The organism is Natronorubrum marinum (assembly GCF_052040125.1).
GTDB lineage: Archaea > Halobacteriota > Halobacteria > Halobacteriales > Natrialbaceae > Natronorubrum.
Genome location: NZ_JBPPFV010000003.1, coordinates 57,125 through 78,595, shown reverse-complemented (window position 1 = coordinate 78,595; position 21,471 = coordinate 57,125). Strand labels below are relative to the sequence as shown.

General features: G+C 65.8%; 5 protein-coding genes. All 5 read right to left on the bottom strand.

Annotated features, from left to right (window positions below):
* Window positions 1-26 precede the first annotated feature (26 nt).
* The 5 genes from ACSFC5_RS16650 to ACSFC5_RS16630 all read right to left on the bottom strand — a co-directional run bounded on the left by ACSFC5_RS16650 (window position 27) and on the right by ACSFC5_RS16630 (window position 21,449).
* A complete protein-coding gene (locus tag ACSFC5_RS16650; protein WP_440766369.1) occupies window positions 27-2,516 on the bottom strand; it encodes a lamin tail domain-containing protein in 2,490 nt (829 codons plus the stop codon).
* Window positions 2,513-10,216, bottom strand: coding sequence for a hypothetical protein (locus ACSFC5_RS16645; protein WP_440766368.1), 7,704 nt, complete (start codon window positions 10,214-10,216; stop codon window positions 2,513-2,515). Before ACSFC5_RS16645 ends, ACSFC5_RS16650 begins: the two co-directional genes overlap by 4 nt.
* Window positions 10,213-14,325, bottom strand: coding sequence for a hypothetical protein (locus ACSFC5_RS16640; RefSeq protein WP_440766367.1), 4,113 nt, complete (start codon window positions 14,323-14,325; stop codon window positions 10,213-10,215). The genes ACSFC5_RS16645 and ACSFC5_RS16640 overlap by 4 nt, the downstream gene beginning before the upstream one ends.
* Before the next feature lie 141 nt (window positions 14,326-14,466).
* Window positions 14,467-18,081 (bottom strand): DUF6603 domain-containing protein, encoded by a 3,615-nt coding sequence (locus ACSFC5_RS16635; RefSeq protein WP_440766366.1) that lies wholly within the window; start codon window positions 18,079-18,081, stop codon window positions 14,467-14,469.
* The gene (locus ACSFC5_RS16630; RefSeq protein WP_440766365.1) at window positions 18,081-21,449 is read right to left on the bottom strand and encodes a hypothetical protein; all 3,369 of its coding nucleotides are present in this window, start codon (window positions 21,447-21,449) and stop codon (window positions 18,081-18,083) included. The genes ACSFC5_RS16635 and ACSFC5_RS16630 overlap by 1 nt, the downstream gene beginning before the upstream one ends.
* Window positions 21,450-21,471: the final 22 nt, after the last annotated feature.

Genomic DNA, 21,471 nt, shown 5'->3' with positions numbered 1-21,471 from the left:
GGGCAGTGCCCAAACCCGACGCCCCCTCACTCGAAATCGTCGAGCACATCGAATCGGAGCGCGCTCGCGAGTTCCCCGTAGCCTGGCCGCACCGTTCGCCCGGACCAGCAGTGGACGGTACCGTCTGCCCAGTGGACGTACTGATAGTGGCGCTGTGCCGTCCGTCCGCTTCGGGTCACCGCGTCCTCGTGAAGTTTTAACACTTCCTCACCGTTCGGGAGCGACTCCTCCTCTGGGTCGAGTAGTCGCCCCTCCGGCAGCGGGAGTTCGTCGACGTGGACGTCGAGCGAATCAGCGTCGAGGAGGATCGACAAAAGCAGGCGGTAGTCCTCCGGTAGTGCTCCGCCGTTACCCCCCGACCCGCCCCCGTCGCCCGCCGCTTTACCTTCGGGTTTCGTTGGGTCGATGCTGAAGGGGTACCAGTGATCGGGGACGGTCGATGCCATGCGATAGGCGGCGTCGGCCTCGTCAACGGCCGAGAGCGGCCGTCTGGCGATTATCCGGCGGGATTTGGGGTCGTCGCCACCGGAACCGTCGCCTCCTCCTACATCGTCACCCTCCTCGAACCGGACGACCGAGACCGTCTCGGCCTCTTCAAGGACGCTCGCACCGGTTTCGATACCGATTCCGTCGCGCACACCGGCGTCCCCGGTGTAAACGGTCAGGCGTTCCCCGGCGCCGAGCGTCTCCTCGTCCGCGAGACCGATGCCGGCGTCGAGACCGCCGTCGGAGTGAACCTCGAGTCGGCAGTCCGCGAGCGAGAACGCGTCGTCTCCCGGGTTGGCCAGTTCGACGAACTCCTCGTCGGGGTCGTCGTTCGGGTTCGTGCGGACGATTTCCAGACGGGGGCGCCTGAACTCCGTCCGATCGATCGGCTCGCCGGTCGTCCCCTCGACGAGGCGTTCGAGGGCGAACACCAGGTTCGCCATCGGGTCTCGCCCGAACAGCACTTCTTCGATCGGGTCGCTCTCGATGGCGTCGGAGACCGTCGGCGGCAGGAACAGTCCCTGATGGTGGGTCTCGTTGGGGAGGTCGTGGCTAAACAGACGCCATTTATCGTCCTCCCCGGAGGTGACTGACTCGCTTACGCCGAAGGAGTCGGTGACGGTGCACTCGGGGATCCGTGTGAGCGCACCCACGGGGACGTCCTCGATCGGCACGCGGAACCAATCGTTGCCGTAGGTGAGCGCGAACTCATGGACGAGCGTCCTGACCAGGTTCGAGCCGTCGAGGGAGACGTCGCCGAAGAGTAAGCCGGCGTCTTCGACCTCCCACCAGCGCGGTGAGGGCATCCCGGGGAACGTGATCGGGGTCGGGACCAGCCACTCCTCGTCGGCGTCGCTCGAAGGCGTCGCGTCGAGTTCCCCCACGTCGGTTCGATTACGGAGATCCGACGCGTCAAACGCTGGCAGGTCGAATCGACCCGGGATATCGACTCGGTCGTCGAGGTTGATCCGCGTTCGTGGCTTCTCTTGGGTCGACTCGTCGGCCTCGGCGGTCTGCGATCGGTTAGTCTCCGAGCGACGGTTCACCGGCTTGATGTTAGTCTCGATCGATTGATACTCGAAATCGGACTCGTCGGGCTCCCTATCGTCCGTCGATACGGCCTCGTCTGCTGGCTCGTCCGTCGTCACGTCGGTCGGTTCGCGCTCCCCGCCATCGGTCACGGTGGTGCCGTCGAGGCGGTCGAGTGTGTCCTCGGTCGGCGAGAACGCGTGCCAGTGGAGTCGTCCGCCGGGATAGCCGCGCAGTTCGAACGTGTTCTCGTCGTCACCCAACCCGGTCACGACCGCCCCGTCGTACTCGAGGCGCGTCGGACGCCAGGCGTCTCCGTTCTCACCGGGTTCGTCGTAGAGCTCGAGGTACCACTCGCAGTAGGTCTCGGCGGCGTCAGCGTACGCGTTCGCGAGTTCGACACCGACGTCTTCGAGGCGATAGATTCCCGTCGGAAGCGGAACGTCCTCGAACTTCGGCGGATTGGCCGACAGTGCGCGATCGAGCGCATCGAAGACCGCTGCGCCGTCCAGCACCCTGTCACCCATCACGCGGTAGTAGCGTCGATCGCGCTCGGGCATCGGTTCGTCGGGTCGTGAGAGGCGGTAGCGACCGTCGAAGTCGCTCGTGCCGTACGGCTCGTCGTCCTCGTCGAGGAATCCGTGCGCTTCGAGCGTCTCGAGAAACACCGTGCCGGCCTCCGCAGCGAGGCGCGCCGGCGGGTCGGCGGTGAGTACGCGTTCGCGCTCGATCGCCGACTCGAGCGGGCCGTCCTCGTACGGGACGACCTCGCCGCCGCGTTCGCCCCGTCGTTCGAACCGATCCAGTTCGTCGTGTTCGACGGTCACGTCGACGTCGACCGGCGAACCCGCGTCCTCACCGCGAAACTCACCGACCTGCCACTGTCGACACAGCATCCACAGCGGGTCGTGAACCGCCGCGGCCAATCCGTCGGCCAGGTCGGCGTCGCGACTCGTCGGTCGCAGCCGTCGCCATCGACGGTCTCGCAACTGATCGATCATCGGTCGAACACCCCCGCGTCGGCGGCTCGTTTCATCACGTGCAATCGGCAGGCTTCCCGAGTCAGCGGCGAGTGGTAAGATACCCGCTCGGGCTCCATGACGGGTTCGTTCGGCGTCGACTCGAGCCGTTCAGCGTAGTACGGCGCCGGCAGCAGCGGCCACGGTACGTCGTCGGTGCGCGCGTGGAGGTCGTGGGCGTCGACGGCCCTGCGTTTCGTGTAGGTCATCGTCTCCTCGACGGTTTCGATCAGCGACTCGATCGTCCACCCCTCGCGTCCCGGCGGTATCGCGAGCAGCATCGATCCCGGCGCACGCGACCCTGGAGCGTCGTAGCGCAGGGCGAGGCCGGTGTCCTGCTGTTCGGCGGCGACGCCTTCGACCCACTCGTCGACGAAGACACCGGCGACGGAGGGGTTGCCGTCTGCAGACGCGAATCCGTCGGGGCCGCTCCCGACGCCGAACGCAGCCACGATCGACACCGAACCGTCGACCGGTTCCACGCCGTCGAGGCCGACCCACTCGTCGTCCGGTGTGTACGGGAGCTGACCGACACCGAACTCGCGAACCGGACCGTCCGAGAGCGCCGCCACGTACGAGAGCACTTCCCGCTCGTCGGCCAGCCGCTCGGTTACTTGTGCCGCCCGTTGGAACCACGTCTCGACAGCGAGGGGGTTCTCGGCGAGCGACCCCGGATCGTCGGTGAACGTCGCCTCGAGTTCGGTTGCGTTCGTCGGCGTGAACGGCGGCAGTACGGGGACGGAGCCGTCGAAGAGCGTCTCGAGCCTGTCGGTCGCCGCTTCGACTCGCTCCTCGGGCGGGGCGTCCTCGTCCGGTCTCGGAATCGACTCGACCGCGTCGATTCGATCTCCGAGCTTCGACAGTACCGAGCCGGCCTGAGCGGCGAGTGGCCGTTCGTCTTCGTGGGTGTGGCCGGCCGGCGTCTCCGGAATCGCACCGTACACCGAGAACCACCCCACCTCCCAGAGCGCGTCTCGAACCAGTTCTAGAACCGCCAGTCGAAACGTCTCCGCAGGGGTCGGCTCGTCTTCGACGGCTGCGAGCACGTCGGAGAGTGCGTCGACCTCGTCTGCCGTGGCCGCCGCCCCGGTCGCGAGCAGCGGCTCGGTCGTCTCCCCGAACTGTACGTCGCCGTCGACTTCCCCGCTCCCGCCGGTCGGCTCGTCGAAGAGTGCGGTTGCGAGGGGCCCGAGGACCGCCGAAACCGTCTCGAGATCGGTCTCCGTGGGTAACGCGGCCGAAAGTCGCTCGTCGAACGCAGCCGCGACGTCCGAGTCGGGTTCGTCGATGCGCGCAGCCAGATGACTCAGTGCGGTCGCGACCGCAACAGCCCCTCCGTCGTCGCTCTCACCTGAGTGGTAGAGCCACTCCGTGAGCCGTCGTTGCGCGATCGATATCGGGACGGTCTCGCCGTACCCGTCCGGTTCCCACCCGTTCGCCGCCCGTTGGATCTCGACGATCGAGTCCCCCGGGAGCGTGACGATCGCCTCCAGTGCGGTCGCGATCGCGTCGGCCTCGAGATCGACGTCGAGACGATCGAGCAGGAGGCTCGACTCGACGGCGAACGTTGGTCGCGTCGGCTCGCTCGAATAGCTAGCCTCCGTCGGCCCCGCCGACGCACGGTTGACGGTGACGAGGTCCGCCAGCGCGGCGCCATCCCACGGCACGAGCATGGCGTCGAGCGCCGCCAGAACCGACGCAGTGTCGATGTCTGCAAGTCCCGCCCTCTCGTCGGATCCGAGGAGTGCGGCCGATGCCAGCTCGAGTCGTTCGTCCGTGAGAGACGGCGAATCGAGGTCGTTCGCGTCTTCCAGTGCCGTCTCGACTGCAATCCAGGACGGGACGGCGGAAACGGCGGCCTCGATCGACTCGACCGCCACCCTCACTTCCTCGCGAGCCCAGGCGAGCCAGGCGAGGCGGGCGATGGCGTCGTCGAGTTCGGGTTCGGGAGCGCCGACGTACCCACTCCGTCGGTAGATCAGTCGGTCGCCGCCTCGAACGGTCACCGCGACCCAGGTACCCGGGTCGACCGAGAGATCGACCGATACCTCGAGGATACCGTCGGCAATCGTCGGTTCCTCGAACCCGTCGTCTTCGAACCACGCCTCGCCGTCAGTTCCCCAGACCGTGACCGTCGGCGGCCCCTCGAAGCCACCGGCGCCGGGCACGTCATCGACGTAAATCAGCTCGTCGTTGGGCGTGGCGAGGACGCTCGTCTCCTTCGCCAGGTGGACAGCTCGTTCCGTTAGATCGATCGCCCGCTTCGCGGCCTTTCTCGCACGCTCGTGGGCGCCTCCTTCGTGTGCCCTCCACGCGAGTTCGTACGTCTCTCGGGCTCGTTCGTAGTGCGCTCTGGACGATCGAAGCGTGGTCGCCGGCTCCTCGTAGCTCTCGAGCAGCGCGGGTCTCTCGAGCGCGGTGGCGACTTCGAGAATGATCTCTCGCGCTTCGGTGAGTCGGTCGAAGGCCGCCTCGACCGCGTCGCTCGAGGGACCCGACCCGCTCACCGCCGGGGGAAGCTCCGTGGTCTCGATCGGTTTCCCTTCGATCGACGGATCGCGCTCGCCGACGTCGTAGACGACCGTCTTCTCGGTCATCGACTCCGGGTCGAGCGAGACGGTTTCGGTGAACGTCCCCGGCGCCTCGAGCAGTAGGTTCTCCCGGTCACCTGGCGGGGAGAGCGCGAACATGGCACCCGAGAGGTCGTCCCCGTCGATAGCCGCGAGGACCTCTTCGAGGTCGTCGAACGGGATCGTCTCGATCGCCGCTCGAGCGGCGGCCACGACCTCGTCGATCCGTTCGGGAACGGACGTCATCGGATCACCGCCCTCGTCCTGCTCATCGTCCTCGTCCTCTGGCACGAGCAACGCCATCGCCGAATCTAGCTCGCCTCGTCTCTTTTTGAGGTCGTCCGTGCCGCCGAGACCGTCGTACCGATCCCAGAGCGTGTCGGCCGTCGCAACCGAGTAGCCCGCCGAAGTGGATTCGCTCGGATGGGAGAGATCCACTCCCGTCGCCGGCCGCGTCTCGTCGAGCAGCGCCGAGAGGCTGCGCGCCACCTCGAGGACGGTGGCGACGTCTAGCTTCCCGTCGTCGTCGCGATACCGGATCGAGAGTTCGGCGTCGGCGGGCACGGATTCGGCTCGGACGACGTGGTGTCGCACCCTCGCGTCGAGTTCCGATCGTCCCTGGCGATGCTCGCCAGAGAATGCGAGCAGGTCGAGGTTCGACAGGCCGAGGCTCGCGAGCTCGACAACTACCGTTCCCGAATCGAGCACGACTTCATCGCCTTCATCCTTCTCGTCGCTCTGGCCCGTCTGCTCCCACGCGACGACGCACTCGACCTCGTCGTGGGCCGGAAGTAGCGAGTCGACCCACGACTCGAGGACCGGCTCCGCGTGGGCTCTCGGGGTCTTCCCCTCGTCCGCCATCTCGGGGTCGAACAGGAGCAGGTGCCGGTGTGTGACGCCCGTCTCCGAGCGGGGTACCTCGACGACGTCCGGATCGGGCACTCCCTCGGCCCGTTCGAGTCCCTCGAGCGACGCGCCACCCTTCTCCGGATCGCCGCGGGCGATTTGGTGGGCCGTCTCGGCGACGAGCAGGTCGCTCACCGCGTCGAGGTCGTCGTCGAGTTCCGCGAGCAGGGCGTCGAACGCGTCGATTTCGCCCTCGTCGGGCCCGTCGTCCTGATCCGGTATCGAGAGCCCCTCCAACTCGAGTTCGTCGGCCTGGAACTCTCTGAGCAGTTCGTAGCCGTCGAGGACGTCGCTGCGTGCCACATCTGCCCCGCTCTCGTCGGGGCCACTCGCTTCGTCGGCCGTCTCGAGTTGGTCGCTCACGGCGGGGTAGCGCTCTCGAAGCGGGTGCTTCCATCGCATGAGGTTACAGACGTTCCCGTCTCCCTCGTCGATCTCCGCCAGCGAGTCCATCGTTACCTCGTGCATCCGCCGCTCGAAGCGGGCGCCGAGCAATTCGCCGAGGGCGGTCCCCCGTCGGACCCCGTCGAGCAGCCACTTTGCGTCCCGTACCCGCTCTGCGGAGAGATCGATCGCTAGCGCCTCGCGCAACTCGCGGTCCTCGGCGGCGTCGTAACCGCTCCTGAGCAGTGCGGCCGTGTTCGCCAGATCTGCAGAGGGCGTGTGAACGAACGCCGGTGTCAATCGGTCCTCGACCTGAGCGTCCGGTCTGAGTTCCTCGACGTAGCCGTACGCACCGACGTGGAGGCCCGCCTCGCGCGGACGGACGCCGTGGGGGCCGATCCGGCGGTGGGCGAACACCGCCGCCGTCGCCAGCGACGTCCACCAGGCGTCGAGCCGGTGGCTGGTCGCGTCGAGCGCCTCGGCGGTCAGCGAGGCAGTCGACGACCGGTCGAGTCCGCTAACGTGTTCGAGGCTCTCGGCGAAGTCGACTGTCGTTTGCGGTGCCGTCAAGCCGTTCGGAAGCACGTCATCGGGGTCCTCACCTGCGATCAACGAATCGATTAGCGGTGCGTACTCGACGTTGTCGGGATCTGCGATCGTTCCGGCGACGCCCGGGACGTAGTCGTAGAGGTCGGAACGCGTCGAACCGTGCCCGGGGATTCCGTCGGGGTCGCTCGCGGGTGGATCGTCGACCTGCAGCCCCAGTCGAAGCCGACCGTCGGCGTACTCCTGCAGAGTAGCGTAGTGGGTCAGGACGCGTGCCAGGGAATTCATCGTGCCGGCGTCGTCGTACCGGCGAGCGAACGTGCTGGCGGTGACGAGTCGCGGGTGATTGATCGCCTCGGGCAGCGTCGAGGCGTCGGCGGCGACGGTAGGGTCGAAGAACCGAAGGCGATCGTAGAACAACCCGTCGCCCTCGCGGGCTTCGATCGCTCGTAGGAACAGCGCGTGTCTGATCCCGGGCGATAATTCTTCCTCCCAGACCGTTTCGAGGAGCGCCCGTCGCTTTGTGCGCCACTCCTCGTTTACCTCCTCCACCTCGTCTTCATCCTCGAACTCCGGATCGAGCCCCTCGAGATCGACGCCGGCCCACTCGAAGACGTCCTCCACGAGGAGGCCGTGACGCTCGGCGTCGAAATCAACCTGGCTCGAGAGCGTCTGGAGGCGATCGAACGACTCGTTTCGGAGAATCTCGACGAAACGATCGAAGTCGGGGTCGACGAATCCGTGTGCGGGCGTCGTCACCTCGTCCTCGATATCCTCTCGATCGAAGGTGGTCGCCCGCGCGTCGTACAGGAGTTCCCGTGTCTCGGGCGGTATCGACGCTTCTACCGCCGCTCGGCCGTCATCAAACGCCTCGTTGGCCGCCAGGACCTGGCCGACGTACCCCCAACTGAGCAGTTCGTTGTCCCAGGTACGGACGTGTTCGTTCCAGTTCCGAAACCGGGCGCCACTCGTCGCGCCGTGGGACGCGCCCGACCGTTCGAGTACGTCGAGGACGTCCCAGTCTTCGTGTGCGGGATCGAGCGGACTCGCGCCGACGGTGTCAGCGGGGTGTGACAGCGGCCCGTCGGCGATCGCCTCGTCCCACAGCGGCCGCAGGCTTCGCACATAGGCGGCGATCCGATCGGCGAGTTTGCCGCGACCGTCGAACCACGCCCGTTCCTCGTCGAGTCGTGCGACCGGTAACACGCCGTAGGGAATCTCTGCGACCTGGACGGTCGGGAAGGGGCCGCCGCCGCGAACGTACTCGGTAAAGAAGTTTCGGGCGGTGTCGACTCCCTCGAGCCACGCCGCCGTATCCTCGACGTCGAGCGTCGGGAGCGGCTCGACGCCGTCGACCGGATCCAGCCCGGCGGCGAGCTCGTTCGGGACCGCGAGGTGGCGAAGGTAGTATCCGAGCGTCGCCGACCACAGCACGTTGTTGACGTGCTTGGCGTCCTCGAACCGCGTCGAATCGGCGTTCGGAACTCGTTCGAACGGATGAAACCCGTCCACCGGATCGACGAGGCCGAGCGCGCCGGCGAGCAGCGTTGCGTCGGTCGGTCGGTCCGCGTCAGCGACCTGCTTCCCCGCCGGCTCCGGAGGATCGGGTGTCTCGGGATCCGGGGCGGACTCGAGGTTCGTCGGCGTTCCGGACTCGAGCAGCGCGAGGCCGTCGGTAAAACGGTGTGCGTCGAAGAGCGACCTGACGTCCTCGGCCGTCTGCGTCGCCTCCGCAGTGGTCCGCATACCGAGGACGAGCAGGGAGTCAATGGCGTCCGTTGCGGGGTCGAACCCGTCGAGTTCCGCGAGCGGGACCGTGATGGCCATTCCGTCCTCGACCGCCCGCTCGTAGTCGAACAACCAGTCCATCTCGTCGCCGGCCGACCCGGGTTCGACGGCCGGATCGATCGCCAACCCGGGCGGGACGACGTTGCCGGTGACGAGCTTCCGTGCGGTGTCTGGCCCGGCGTCCCACTCGAGAACGGCGATCCACCGATCGGGTAACAGGCGAGCGGTCGCCCGTTTCGTCCAGGACTCGCTCTTTCGATCGACGCTCTCGAACGTGATTCGAGCGGCATCGAACGGTTTCTCGTCCGAGTCCGGCCGCGTGAGGAGTCGGTCCGCGATCGGCTCGACCGGATTACCGCTCTCGTCGGTCTCGACGGGCGTCACCGCTTCGACGATGTAGGCGGCTCGTTCCGGATCGAACCGCTCGATCAGTCGGTTCCATCCCTTCGATTTCAGTTCGTCGTACCTGGCAGCGATGTCGACGTCGTCTCCGTCCGCGACGGCTCGCTCGTAGGCCTCGAGGTCGACGTCGTCGGCGAACGCCTGAACCTCGGGTTCGACGAACGATCCGGGTCCCTCCGCCGACGTCGCCGCCTCGCCAGCCAATCCGAGGGTGAGCGTCGCCCAGAACTGCTTCCCGGCGACGACCTCCGCCTCCGTCAGCTCCGACTCGTGGCTGTCGACGTGGATCTGGTCTGGATAGACGCGAATTCGAAGCTCGTGGGGATCGTCCGGATCCACGAACCGCGTCTCGAGACGAACCGGGAGCAAGAGCGACGGCTCCGGCTCGAGCCGCGATACGGGGTCTCGATCGCGGTACACGTCCTCGAGTGCCTCGGCGATCAACTCGTCGTAGCGATCGCGAGCGACGACGCAGGCGCGGGTCACCAACTCGAACGTCAGGGCGTGGGCCTCGAGCGCCGCGACGGACGACTCGTTCCGTCGTTTCGGGGCGAACACCGGTTCGAACGCACCCAGTACGTCGTCTCGGTCGGCCTTCCCTCCCGCCGCATACGCGCCGAGGACCGCGAGCGACCCGTGCCACCGTTTCTCGAGCGCCGGTCGTTCGGCCCTGACGAATCGCTCGACAGTCACCACCGCGGCTTCGAGCAACGTCCGTCTGTCCGCGCCGAGGTCGCCCAGCGCGCGCAGTTCTGCTCCGCGCTCGGCGAGGTTCGGCGCAGCGAGAACCGCCTGCAGTACCTCCTCGTCGATCAGGTAGGACAGCGCCTGCTGTCGCGTCTCGTCGTCGCTCGTTTTGCTCATACTCCGTTCTGCCCCATCCGAATCGATCGACCCGGCCTCGGTCGTCTCCGTCGCGAACCGCTCGAATTCTGCGCGGACGCGTTCGACTACCTCATCGACGCCCTCACTGCGTTCGATCGCCCGTTCCAGCTCACGCAACCGTTCAGCGAGCGTTCGGGTGTGGATGATCTCCGCGTCTATTCGTGCTCGCCTCTGGTGTAGTCGGTTGATACGTTCGATCATTCGTCACTCCCCTCCGCTTCGAGCATCGTACTCGCGTGTATCGCGACGCGGTAGGGCTGTTGCCAAGTGTACTTCGCGACGTGCGCGGCGTTTCTCCCCCAGTCGGTCGCCTCGACGCCGGCCTCTCGCTCTTCCTCTGCGTCTTCGACCTGCGCGGGATCGAACGGCGGGTCGGTCGTCGCGACTGCGACGTGGTCGCCCGGATTCGCGAGGCGTTCGTCCTCGTTTTCGGGATCGAGCAGGCCGAATCGCGGTTCGGCCGCCGGCTCCTCGAAGACGAAGAACCAGCCGGCGTCGGCACGGTCTGTAGCCGCCTCGCCCTCGTCCTGATACGGCTCGTACAGCGCGTCTTCGAGGTCGAGATCGAATCCGTAGAACCTGACGTCCGACCCGATCGTCCCCTCGAAGACGGGGAATTTGATGTCCTCGCGCTCGTCGTCTTCCGCCTTGATCTCCGTGTCCGGGAGTCCGGGAACGCGCTCGCCCGCGTCGCCGTTCTCACCGCCCGTCGCGTCGATGGCGTCGGTCGCGTAGACGGTCGTGTTCGGGTAGCGCTGGAGCAGTTCACCCCTGACCAGCAAGACGAGTTTCGCGCCGTCGTCGTTTCCGGGCGGTGGGTTCGCCCCGAGTTCGTTCTCCTCGCGCCACTCGTGCATCGGCGCGATGTCCGCCATGTCCTCCGGATCGTCCGGATCGAGCGCCGGGTTACCAGTTCGGTCCCAGAACCGACGAAAGTAGGTCCCCCGCCGGTCGGCTGGGAACCTCCGCCAGCGAAGCTCGCGGGCGAATTCGTGATTGAGTCCGGCCATGTACCCTTCGACGAACGCCGGATTCGTCTTCACGAGCATCACGCTGTTTCGTTCGACCTCCTCGAGTCCCGGCAGGAACCACTCGGGTTCGCGCTCGGCGAGGGGCTCGTACATCGGTCGCGGAAACGTCGGCGCCGCGAGCACCGGCCCGAGCGCGTCTCGCTCTCGGGCGCCGTCAGTTGCCCGCGCTGTCAGAAGCTCCTGGTCGACCCCCAGCCGTCGGGCGGCGAGCGAGCGGAACGTCTCCTCGGGATCGAGGTGAGTGCGCAACTCGTCGGCGATCGTCGCCGGATCGACACTCACGCTCGAGAGGATACCACACTCGGCTGCCGCGTCTATCGTTCCCGAGATCGCTCGCTCGAGCCCTGCGTGATCCGTCTCGGGACCCACGTCGTCTCTCGGTCGCAGTCCGTCGCGCAACCACTCGACGATCGAGATGGCGGTCGCCACGCGGTCGGGGACCGCTGACAGCACCTCTCCGGCCCCCGGTTCGTCCGACGAAAGCGCCTTTCGCGCCCGGACGAGCACTTCGAGGAGTGCCTCGAGTTCGATGGCGAGCCGTCGCGCCTCCCGTATCGCCTCGCTCTCCGTGAACTGGGGGTGGAGCTCGTCAGTTCGTTCGGCCTCGACGAAGACTTTACTCAGGCCCGTCGTGACCGTCTGTGCGAGTTCGAGCGCTTCGTCGGCGCACTCGATTGGCGAGGGCTCCATTTCGAATCGGTGTCGCACGGCTTCGTGCTGGTCGGCAGTCTCCGGCTCCGCGTCGGCGACGTCGCTCGTCCGCCCGTCGGCGATACGCACCGCCCGCTCGATCCGGTCGAGCTTCGAGAGAACCCGATCGCGGGCGGTTTCCTCCGATTGATCGTCGGTGTCTCCTTCGTCCACGCCGTCACCCGTTTCTTCCTCCTCGTCACCATCCACAGTTCCATCGTCCGTTTCGCCGTCGGCGTCGTCCGAGTTATCCTCGTCATCATCGTCCGGGTCGGGACCCGGCCCGTCGTTTCCTTGATCAGGTGGATCCGGGAGGTAGTCTCCAATGTCGGGGCCCGTCACCCCACCACCGACTTCCGGCGACGAACCGACGTAGTGGGGACTGTCCGTGCGAATCGATTCGGCGTCCGTCACTTCGTCTGGGCTATCATCGGGCGCCTCGTTCTTTCGGCGTCGGCTTTCGTCGGAGTCGCGTCGCCCGCTACCGACGGAGCTCCCGAATAGTCGCTCGATCGTCGCTCGAACCCGTTCGACGATGGGTCGGACGAACGAGGCGACCCACGCTGGCGGTTCGTCGTCCCGACTGGTATCGCCTGCACGCTCGTCGCCCGCAGTGGGTTCGGCGAACTCGTCCTCCGCACTCGCCGTCTCGCTCGCAGCCGTCGTCGAATCGTCGACGTCGGTCGCTGGCACGACCGTCTCTCGCTTCGCGTCCTCGGTGACCATCATCGCTTCCGAGGTCCAGCCTATTTCACTGCTCAAGCTGGTCGGTTTCTTCGGCGACCGGACTGGCTCCGGCACCTCGGTCGCGTCCGCCCACGCCGAGGTGTCAGCCCGAGCGAGACAGCGCCACTCCCGCTCGCCAGCCGCGGTGAACTGCGGGTCGTCGTCGAGGGACGCGCCGGTCATGACGGGGTCGTCGGCGTGGATTCCCTCCCAGTAGGTGCCGCTACCCGGACGCCAGCCGGCTCCGAAGCGGTGGGAACCGACACCGTCGTCTGCCCCGTCCGCCCCGAGTACCGACGCCCGTTCGACGTCGACCCCCGGCCGTCTCGACACGGGGCCGTTCGAGCGCGTCAGAGTTCGAAACGACGGTCGAGTCCGTCCCCGGACGTGAGGGTCGGTCTCGACGCGGTCGAGTACCGTCCCACCGCTCTCGAGACGCACGTGCCCGTGGATCGATTCGGTAATCCCGATGAGTTCGTCGTCGGGGAGGGCGGCGAGGTGATCGAACCGAACCGCGTTGACGTCGCGAAACAGCTGGGACCTGGCCAGGAAGGCGTTCGCCTCGGCGACCCCGTCGAACTGGTTCCAGGCCTCGTCCATCAACTCCTCCTGGAGGTCGTTGACGATCACCGTCCCGAGGCCGGCGGCGCCGCGGTGGGTGGGATTTCCGTTGAGTTCGTCGAACCATCGAGGTACTTCGGCCGTCCATTCGTCGTCGCCCGCTTCGGGCGGCGTCTCCGGCAGTCGATCGACGCGCGCGGGCCACTGGCCGTACAGTGGTGGCCCGACGACGCCGAGTTCCAGCTCCTCGTCGACCGCCTTCGTCCGATTCAGGAGACGTCTGAGTTCCGCTCCGACGTCGTCCTGGTAGCCGATCGACGGGGAGTGAGGCGAGCGAAGCGCCCCGGTGATGGTGACGACGCCGCGATCGGTTTCGGGAACGGCGCTTTTCACCAGCGCTGGCGGTCCCGGGTCCGTGACGTCGACGATACTCGTCCCGATACCGTCGTCGGCCGGCTGTGGATCGAGCCTGTCCGCGAGCGTTCGAAAGTCGCCCTCCGCCGCGCAGGTAAACGTCCAGGAGTGATACACCGGTAACCGGACGAACCCGTCGTCACCCCAGGCGAAGGCGCGCTCGGCGTTCGCGGGATCCCGTCCGAGTCCGGTCAGCCGCCCCGCCTCGAAGGTTGGGACCACGCAGGCGCGATAGCGCGTCTTCTCCTCGAGGTTCCGCGGAGCGATCAGTCGCGATCGTGTCGCCGTCGACGGCTCGCCGAGTTCCTCGAGGACGACTGCGGCCGCCCCGTCGACTCGATCGCCCAACAACTGGGCGTGTGCCCACGCCCACGATTCCGCCGGGTCTGGGAGTTCGTCGACCGGCGTCTCGATGACTGGCATCGACTTCGGGCCGACCGGCTCGTAGGAGACGCCACGCCGGTCCCGGTCGATCACGACGAGACACAGCCAAGGATGCGTTCGGCCGTATTCGTCGGCCCGTTGCGGGCTGAACAGCCACGGCAACTCGGCGGAACCGAACTCGACGAGGGGGAACTGCGTCGGCGGGTGCGCATCTGCGTTGGGACTCGGCTCTTCCCTGAGGATCGTCCGATCGTCGAGCCCGGTGACGTCGCCGGGGCCGAACAGCCGCGCGTCGAGGTCGACGTCCGCTCTCTCGTCGCCGCCGGCGACCGTGAGCGTGATGCCGAGCTCACCGGCGTCGACCGCGTCGGCGTCGATCGATCCGATGTCGCCGTTTTCTGGCTGCCACTCGAACTGCTCGTCCGAGCCGGGACGTAATCCCGGCCTGACGATCGGATAAAACCCGTAGCTCGTTCCGGTTTCGCTCTCGTCGTTGCCGCTCATGGCTCCCCTCCAGTCGCCGAATTTAGTAGCCGATGGAGCGATCGCTTGGGCGGTCGCCAGTGGCGGTTCACTCGTTCGTCCGTCGTCGCGTCGTCGACCGGGGCGTTCCAGCTGATTTCGTGTCCAAATGCGTCCATCGTTTCACTCGAGTTGGTCCGCCGCGACGACCTGGTACCGACTGGTCGCCCCGTCAGGTGCGTCTCGTTCGATCGTGCGCTTCGCCTCGGCCTTCGTGTAGCCGCCGTCGTCGTGTCCGTCCAAATCGACCGGTTCGAACGTGTCCGTGCGCACGATCCGATATCGTGTCTGCCCGTTTCCACCGGTGAACGATCCCTCGAGGGTGGCCTCGCTCGGCGTGGTCCCCTCGTCCACGGTCTCTTTCGGCGCCGGGCCGGTCTCACAACCGATCGTCCGCCGATCGATCGTGGCGCGGGTGAGTTGCCGGGTAATCTCGCTCCCGAAACTGGTGGGGACGACCTCAACTGCGTCGAACGAGTCGAGTGCAACGCCGTAGGTGCCACACCGCTCGTCTCTGACCGAAGTTTCGTAGGCCAACACCGTCCGCCGGGCGTTGTTCGCCAGGTCGGGCCCGTCGTCCGCCGTCTCCTGACCGGCGTAGACGCCGCCGGATTCGAACCGCGTCCCGGCCTGCATCGACTCGAACGCCGGGCTATCGAGGCGTTCGTCGTCCGAGAGGTCGAGGTACTCCCCAGGTGCGAATTTCTCCGTGACCGACTCGCCGACTGAGAGCGTCGGTTCATTCTCGTCTTCCCCGTCGACCGACGCACCCGCGATCTCGAAACGGGTCGCGTCGGCCGGTTTGGCGTTTCCGAACCGTTCGATCTCGAAGTCGAGCGGGACGACCGTCTGGCGAACGGACGGCGCCGCGAGCGGATGGACGAGGATCGTCGGCGTTTCGTCTTCTCCGTTGCCCTCGACGTCGACGTCGCCCGGATCGCGGAGGGTGACCGGCGACTCGCCAACACCGGGCAGACCAGTCTTCCAGTTTCCGGGCTGTTCGAGCGCGGCCGCGAGCTTCGAGAGTACGTCGACCGGCGGCAAGGCGTCCCGGTCGTCCGCCGACCCGAAGGTGGCGTCGACCCGCACCGTCGCGGAGACGAAGGCGATACTGACTTTGACTGTTCCGTCGATGTGCCACGGTGCCGGCCCCGAGAGGCTCCCCTCGAGGGAAACCGAGAACGTGGTCTTGAGCGCGCGAACCGACAGCGAGGCGATGACGTCGACGATGAACTCGAACGGGTCGAACTGAACTAACGCGTCGAAGCCGAGTTCACCGTCGACCGACGCCGGGCCGAACTCACCGGCGAAACTGCAGTTCGCCCCCGCCTGCACCGTGTTCGAGGTGACTGCAAAGTAGCCTTTCAGATCCAGACTCGGGTTGCCCCCTGGCGGACCCAACGAGGCCCGGAGACGTCGCATATCGGCGAAAGACGCCGGCGGGTCGTACTGCGGATGGAACCCTCCCGCCGAGAGGAGGAAGTCGGGCTGATCGCCCCCGCGAATCCGCAGCCCGAAATCTCCCGAGAGCTCCCACGCCACCACGCGCGAGTCGTACAGCGAGGCGTGTAACTCGAGTTCGGGTATCGCGGGGTCGATGATCCCGAAGACGCCAGCGTTCAGTTCGACGAGCGGCGCTACTTCGTCGGGGAGGACCGCGCTGATGCGTCCGAGAAGGACGATCCGAATCGAGGGAATCTCGAGGAGAACGCCGAGATCCGCTGTGATCAGCGTCGGTGTCCCCCAGCCCAGGCGTGCCATCGGCCCGAAGACGTGGTAGTCGGCCGTCGGTGGGAACGTCTCCCGGAGGTCACTGACGATCCGCGGGGCGTTCTCGACGACGTCCTCGGGGAACAACACCGAGTCGAGCGTCCCGTCACGGACCGCTCGTTTCAGTGGATCCGTCTTCACCCCGCGGTGAATCCCCACGAGGCCGCCGACCCCGTTCAGCGTGAAGCCGAGCCCGAGTTCGATCGGCGGGAACTCCGCGGTGATAAGGATCAACAGTGAGAAGCCGTCGCTTCCGTCGGGCATCCGCGTCGTCAACAGGCCGACCGCGTTGAACGTTAGCTCCCCGACGTGCAACTGGACCGCGCCCGCGTAGCGTTCGTTCTCGTAGTCGAACTCGAGGAAGCCGCCGCCGGAGACACCCTCGGCGTCGACGGCGAGGCCGATACCGTTCGGCGGGTCGAAGCCGACGTCGAGGTCGATCGGACCGAGCGACCCATCGCCGTCCTCCGGGAGGGCGATACTGGCGCGGATGCCCATTCGTTGGACCGTTCCAACCACCGGGCCGAGTTCGACCGAGGCGGAAGCGTTGGCGGTTAACGTGACGCTTGGATCGTCTCCGTCCTCGTCGTCGACCCCGCCGGGGAGCGCGGCGACGTAAATTTCTTCGACCGAGACCGGGCCGAGTTGGGCGTTCTGTGGAATCGCCGCCTCGAGGGTCCCACCGCTCTCGAAGTAGAGGCCTGCCGCGGTCGAAACCCCAAGAAGCACGTCGAAGGCGTAGAACAGGCCGTCTTCGGGGAGGACGTTCGAGAGGAACCCGTCGAAGTCCGTCGGGCTGATGCCGAGACGGCCCTCCGCGGGAAGTTCCGCCGATATCGCTAGCTCATCGTCGTATTCAAACAGCGCACCGACACCGATCGATCCCAGCGCGATACCCGATCCGTCTGCCGAACCGAGAAGCGGTCGGTACTCCTCGTCTTCTGTGCGCCCGTCGTAAGTGAGCGAAGCGTGGCTCCGAACCGACACCGGCAGTCCGTCAGCGTCGGGATCGAGGCCACGGAGGTCGACCGGTGCTCCGTCATCGTCTTTCGGCGGTTGCACGACGATCCCCCAGTCCGTCCGTTCGAACGAGGCGTCGGTGTGCAATGTCCAGTCCGCCCCGAGATCGAGCGCTTCGTCGAGGTCGAACGTGTCGAGAGGAGTGTACGGAACAAGTGCGATGCCTGGATAGTGGTCGGCTGTCTCCGGAAGCGTGACAACCCTGAACCCGTACTCACCGCTCGGACCGTACACGACCGGGACGACCAGTTGACTCCCGATTCGCCCGCCGAACGCCGATGCGGATTCCTCGATCCCGTCGTCTGTCAGTGCCCGTTGTTCCGCCGAGTAAGGGTTCTCGAGACGCGGGAATAGCCCGAACGTCCGAAAGAGCCAGTACAGATGTGAGACGAACATCGACGCGCGAAAATCGCTCGATCCCCACTCGACGGCCGCTTCGACGGCCGTCCTCGGTTCCTGTAGGAGCTCCGGGATGCGCCGCGGAACGAGCCGCTGGCGCGACCCGCCATCGTCGCGCTCTTCCACGACGATAACGCCCGTTGTTCGCATGATCTGATACGTTCCCGATTGGTACGTTTCTAGGTACTCGACGAACAGGTAATCGAGCAGCACCGTTCCGATTCCGTCGACGTCGACGGAATCTGGGAGGTTGACACCGTTCAGATCCCGAATCGTCTCGAAGACGGCCCGCAGTTCCTGCGGGTCGGGTACGGAGTTGTCTCGAATCGTGGTTCGAACCGTCTGGTAGGCCGACGCGACGTCGTCAAGCAGTTGCTCGATCGACTCGAAGGACGCTACCGCGGCGTCGGTCTCGATACCCGCCCGGTTCAGCAACGTGAAGACGCCGACCGGGCCGTCCTCGACGGCCTGGTCGATCGGCTCGAAGAGTCTCGCGAGTTCCCTGCTGACCGCGTCCTCGAGATCCATCGCTCCGTCGTCGTCCGTCATTAGTCGTCTACCCCCGAGTATTCGACAGAGAGCGCCGTGCGGGTTCGCGGCGCGACGAAGTTCGCGGAGAGCGTCTCTGCGACTTCGGCTGGATCCGCCCCGGACAGTCCCGGCATGGCGTCAAGCACCATGTGAAGGGCCAACGGCGCGTGAACGACCTCGACGTATCGTTCGAGGGGGTCGTCTTCCCTGAAGAACGTCTCGTCGTCGACGCCGAGTAAATTCGCCAGCGGACTCCACTCCGCGTCGTCGGACTTATCCTCGGCGAGCGAGATCTCGAAATCCGCCCCGGTCATGTTCGAGTCGTCGTCCGAGACGCCCCCGTATCGGAGCGTTGTCTTCGTTCGCACGTTTTTCACGTCGATCGCCAACTCCCTGTAGGACGATTCCTGAATGGCGTTGACCACGCGTTCGGAAAACACCGCCCCGCCGCCGGGCGGTTCGTAGTACTCGATCCACGACTCGATGATGCCGAACTCCTCGCCGTCCTCGTCGATAACCTCGACTAACCCGCGATGGGGGAACCACAGCAAGCGGGTGTCGTCTTCGCCTGCCGGCGCGGGATCTCCGGTCAGGAGGCGGATCAGAAACACTGATCCGTAGCCGATTCCCGAGACGTTTCCCACGTTCACAGAGAGCGCCGGCAATCCGTCATCCGTTTCCTCGAGCGTTGCTTCGATGATATCGAAGCCGAGAAACAGGGTGTAGTAGCCGGACATCTGGCGCTGCCAATACTGATCGACGTCGATTCGGCCGTCGAGAGCGCTTCGGTACGAGATACTGTACCCCCAGTGTGGATGCTCGGGGGAGTCTGGATGCCGATTCCGGAGGGTTCCGAAGTAGGTGTACTTGATCCACTCTTCCAGCGGTGTGTGCGAGAAAATCATCGTCGTGCCGATCCCGGCGACGACCAGGAGGGCAGACGGGATGGCAACGGCCCACCCAACGGGACCGGAGAGAAAAGCAGCGCCGAGCAAGCCGACGGAGCCGAGTCCGACGAGACCGGCGCCAACTGCGGCCCCGTAGTCCTTCTCGCTTATGGCGTCGGAGACGTCTTTGACCGCGAGAACGATACCGATCGCGTCGGCCAGGACGCTCGCGAGTTGAATCAACGATCTGGTTACGAACCGCGCGAACAGCACGTCCCGGTTTCGCATTCGATACAGCTCTCGCTCTATCTCGAGGGCCGTTCGCTGCCGCTCGACCTCGTCTACGTATCCCACGGCGACGTCCCTTCCAGATGGGTCACCCCAGCTGCTCGTGATGTGGCGAACCGCCTGGAGATCGTCGGCGACGTCGAGACTCGCGAACTGCCTAAAATCCCTGTCGAGGTCGCGTAACGGGGTCCGTACGTCGTTCTCAACCGACGTCAGGAGCGCCTCCAACTGCGCCTCCGAGTGGCCCCAGACGAGTCTTCCGTATTGAATGTTCGCTCGTAACTGACCGACCACTCGATCGAGATCGTTGATCGCTTCGTTCAGCATGGTCACGGCTTCTGCGGTTAGTTCGCCGGTTTGCTGGTAGACGCTACTGAACCGCGCGACCGTCCGGTTCGCCCGATCGAGTCTGTCACCGATGGACAACGGTCCGAACGGTCTCGAGCCGTCGAGTCCGTTCAGATCGACGAAATAGGTGTGGGCCTTGTCCAACGTCTGGTCGATAAGCGAATTCAACTCGCCGGTCATGTTGGTGACAGTGGTCGTTTCCACGCCCTGTATCGCTCGATTCAGGCCGAGCCGAGCGCTGGATCTGGCGGTGCCGTCGCCTCTCGCGACCATCGCACCTTCGAACTGGTCGGCCAGTACCAGCACGTCCTTGATTCCGAGCCACGTCCGGAGGTCCTCCAGGTGCTCGTCCCACGAATCCGGATCGTCGTCATTAGCTATCAGGACGAATACCTTACAGGTGCTCGTCAATCCGCGGTATATCGTCACGAATCGTTCCATCCCCTCGGCCGCGCGGACCCACGCCGATTTCTCCGGAAGATCGATGTCGTCGAGGGGATCCTGAAGGTCGAGTTGCTCGACGATACTATCGACGACGTCCTCGCTCGAATCGGCCGCCCGGATCCGAAGGGTATCGTGAAGGAGCGAGAGGTTCTCCTGTGGGAGGTTATCGGCGAAATCCGACAGTCCGTGTCGGGCCGTCCACGAAGATGCGACGCCGCTCGCGATCGATCCCACTCCTTTGTCCGCTATCGAATCGAGAAACGTCCGCAACTCCGCCGGCGTGATCTCGCCCGACGCCTCCCCGACCGTCGCCCCATCCGCGAGCCGAGCGGGGATCGAGTTTCCGACGGCTGGCTCGGCGTGGAACGCGTACAACAGTCGCCCGATCTCGCCGGACACCGCCCCGTTAAATTCGCCGTCCGTCGCAGCGACGGCGTATCCGGGGACGAGTAAGCAGGCGAGTTCCATGGCTCGCTCGGTCTCGCCGGACCACTGGGTGAATTTTCCGTCGTCGTCGAACACAGATTGCGGGTAGGTGACGAGCGTCTCCCGGTCTGTCGGTTCGCAAAACAGGTCGGCGGAACGAAACTCCTCGTGTAAGTCACCCGTAGCGAGGTCGCGGAGGATGTCACGGCCGACCGACGTCGCACTCAGACCACTGGCCAGTTTGTCGATGAGTCGCTGCTGCTGCTCGTAGGGAAGCGTCTCGAACGCTTCCCAGAACGGACTGGAGCCGACGAACGTCGTCTCGTGAAAGAGGGTCTCGAAGTCGAGCACGTCGTCTTCGTCCGCGTCCCCAAGAGGGTCAGCCGAGAACGACAATCGAACGTACGGGGACGTCTCGTCGATCGGTACCGGCTGTTCGAGGTGAAGCCGCAACTGTTGGGCGTGATACTCGAGGAGGATCAGTCGCGTCGCGACCGCACGCGTGAATTCGACGAACGGTGTCTCTTCCGGCGGGCGGTTTTCGATGGATTCCGTCCGTCCGTCCGGCGTCGCCGTCAGTGACTGCCCGATCGTCCACTCGTCGTTCATCAACTCGTCTACCAGCCCAGGTTCCGACGTCCAGTAGTCACGCACCGCGTCGAAGTTGTCGTTCTCCGGATCGATGTCGGCGGCCATCACCATCTCCCAGAGTGCATCTCGCTCGTCTGCGGGTAGCTCCGAGGACCACCCCTCGATCCCCAGTTGTTCTAACAGATCTCCGACCGGGGGGAGGTCGCCGTCGCCGTCCAGTTCGCGCGATTCGATCAGGAGGGACCGAATCGTCGACCAGACCTGAATTTCTCCCTGGTACGTCTGCTGCCACCGACTCCAGTCCTCGAGCAAGTCGAGATAATCGTCGTGGATCTGCCAGACGCGCCGGTGGTACTCGGGAAGCGTAGCCAGTCCGAACTCGAGCTGGGCGTTCCCACTCACTGCGTATCAACTCCGGACTGAG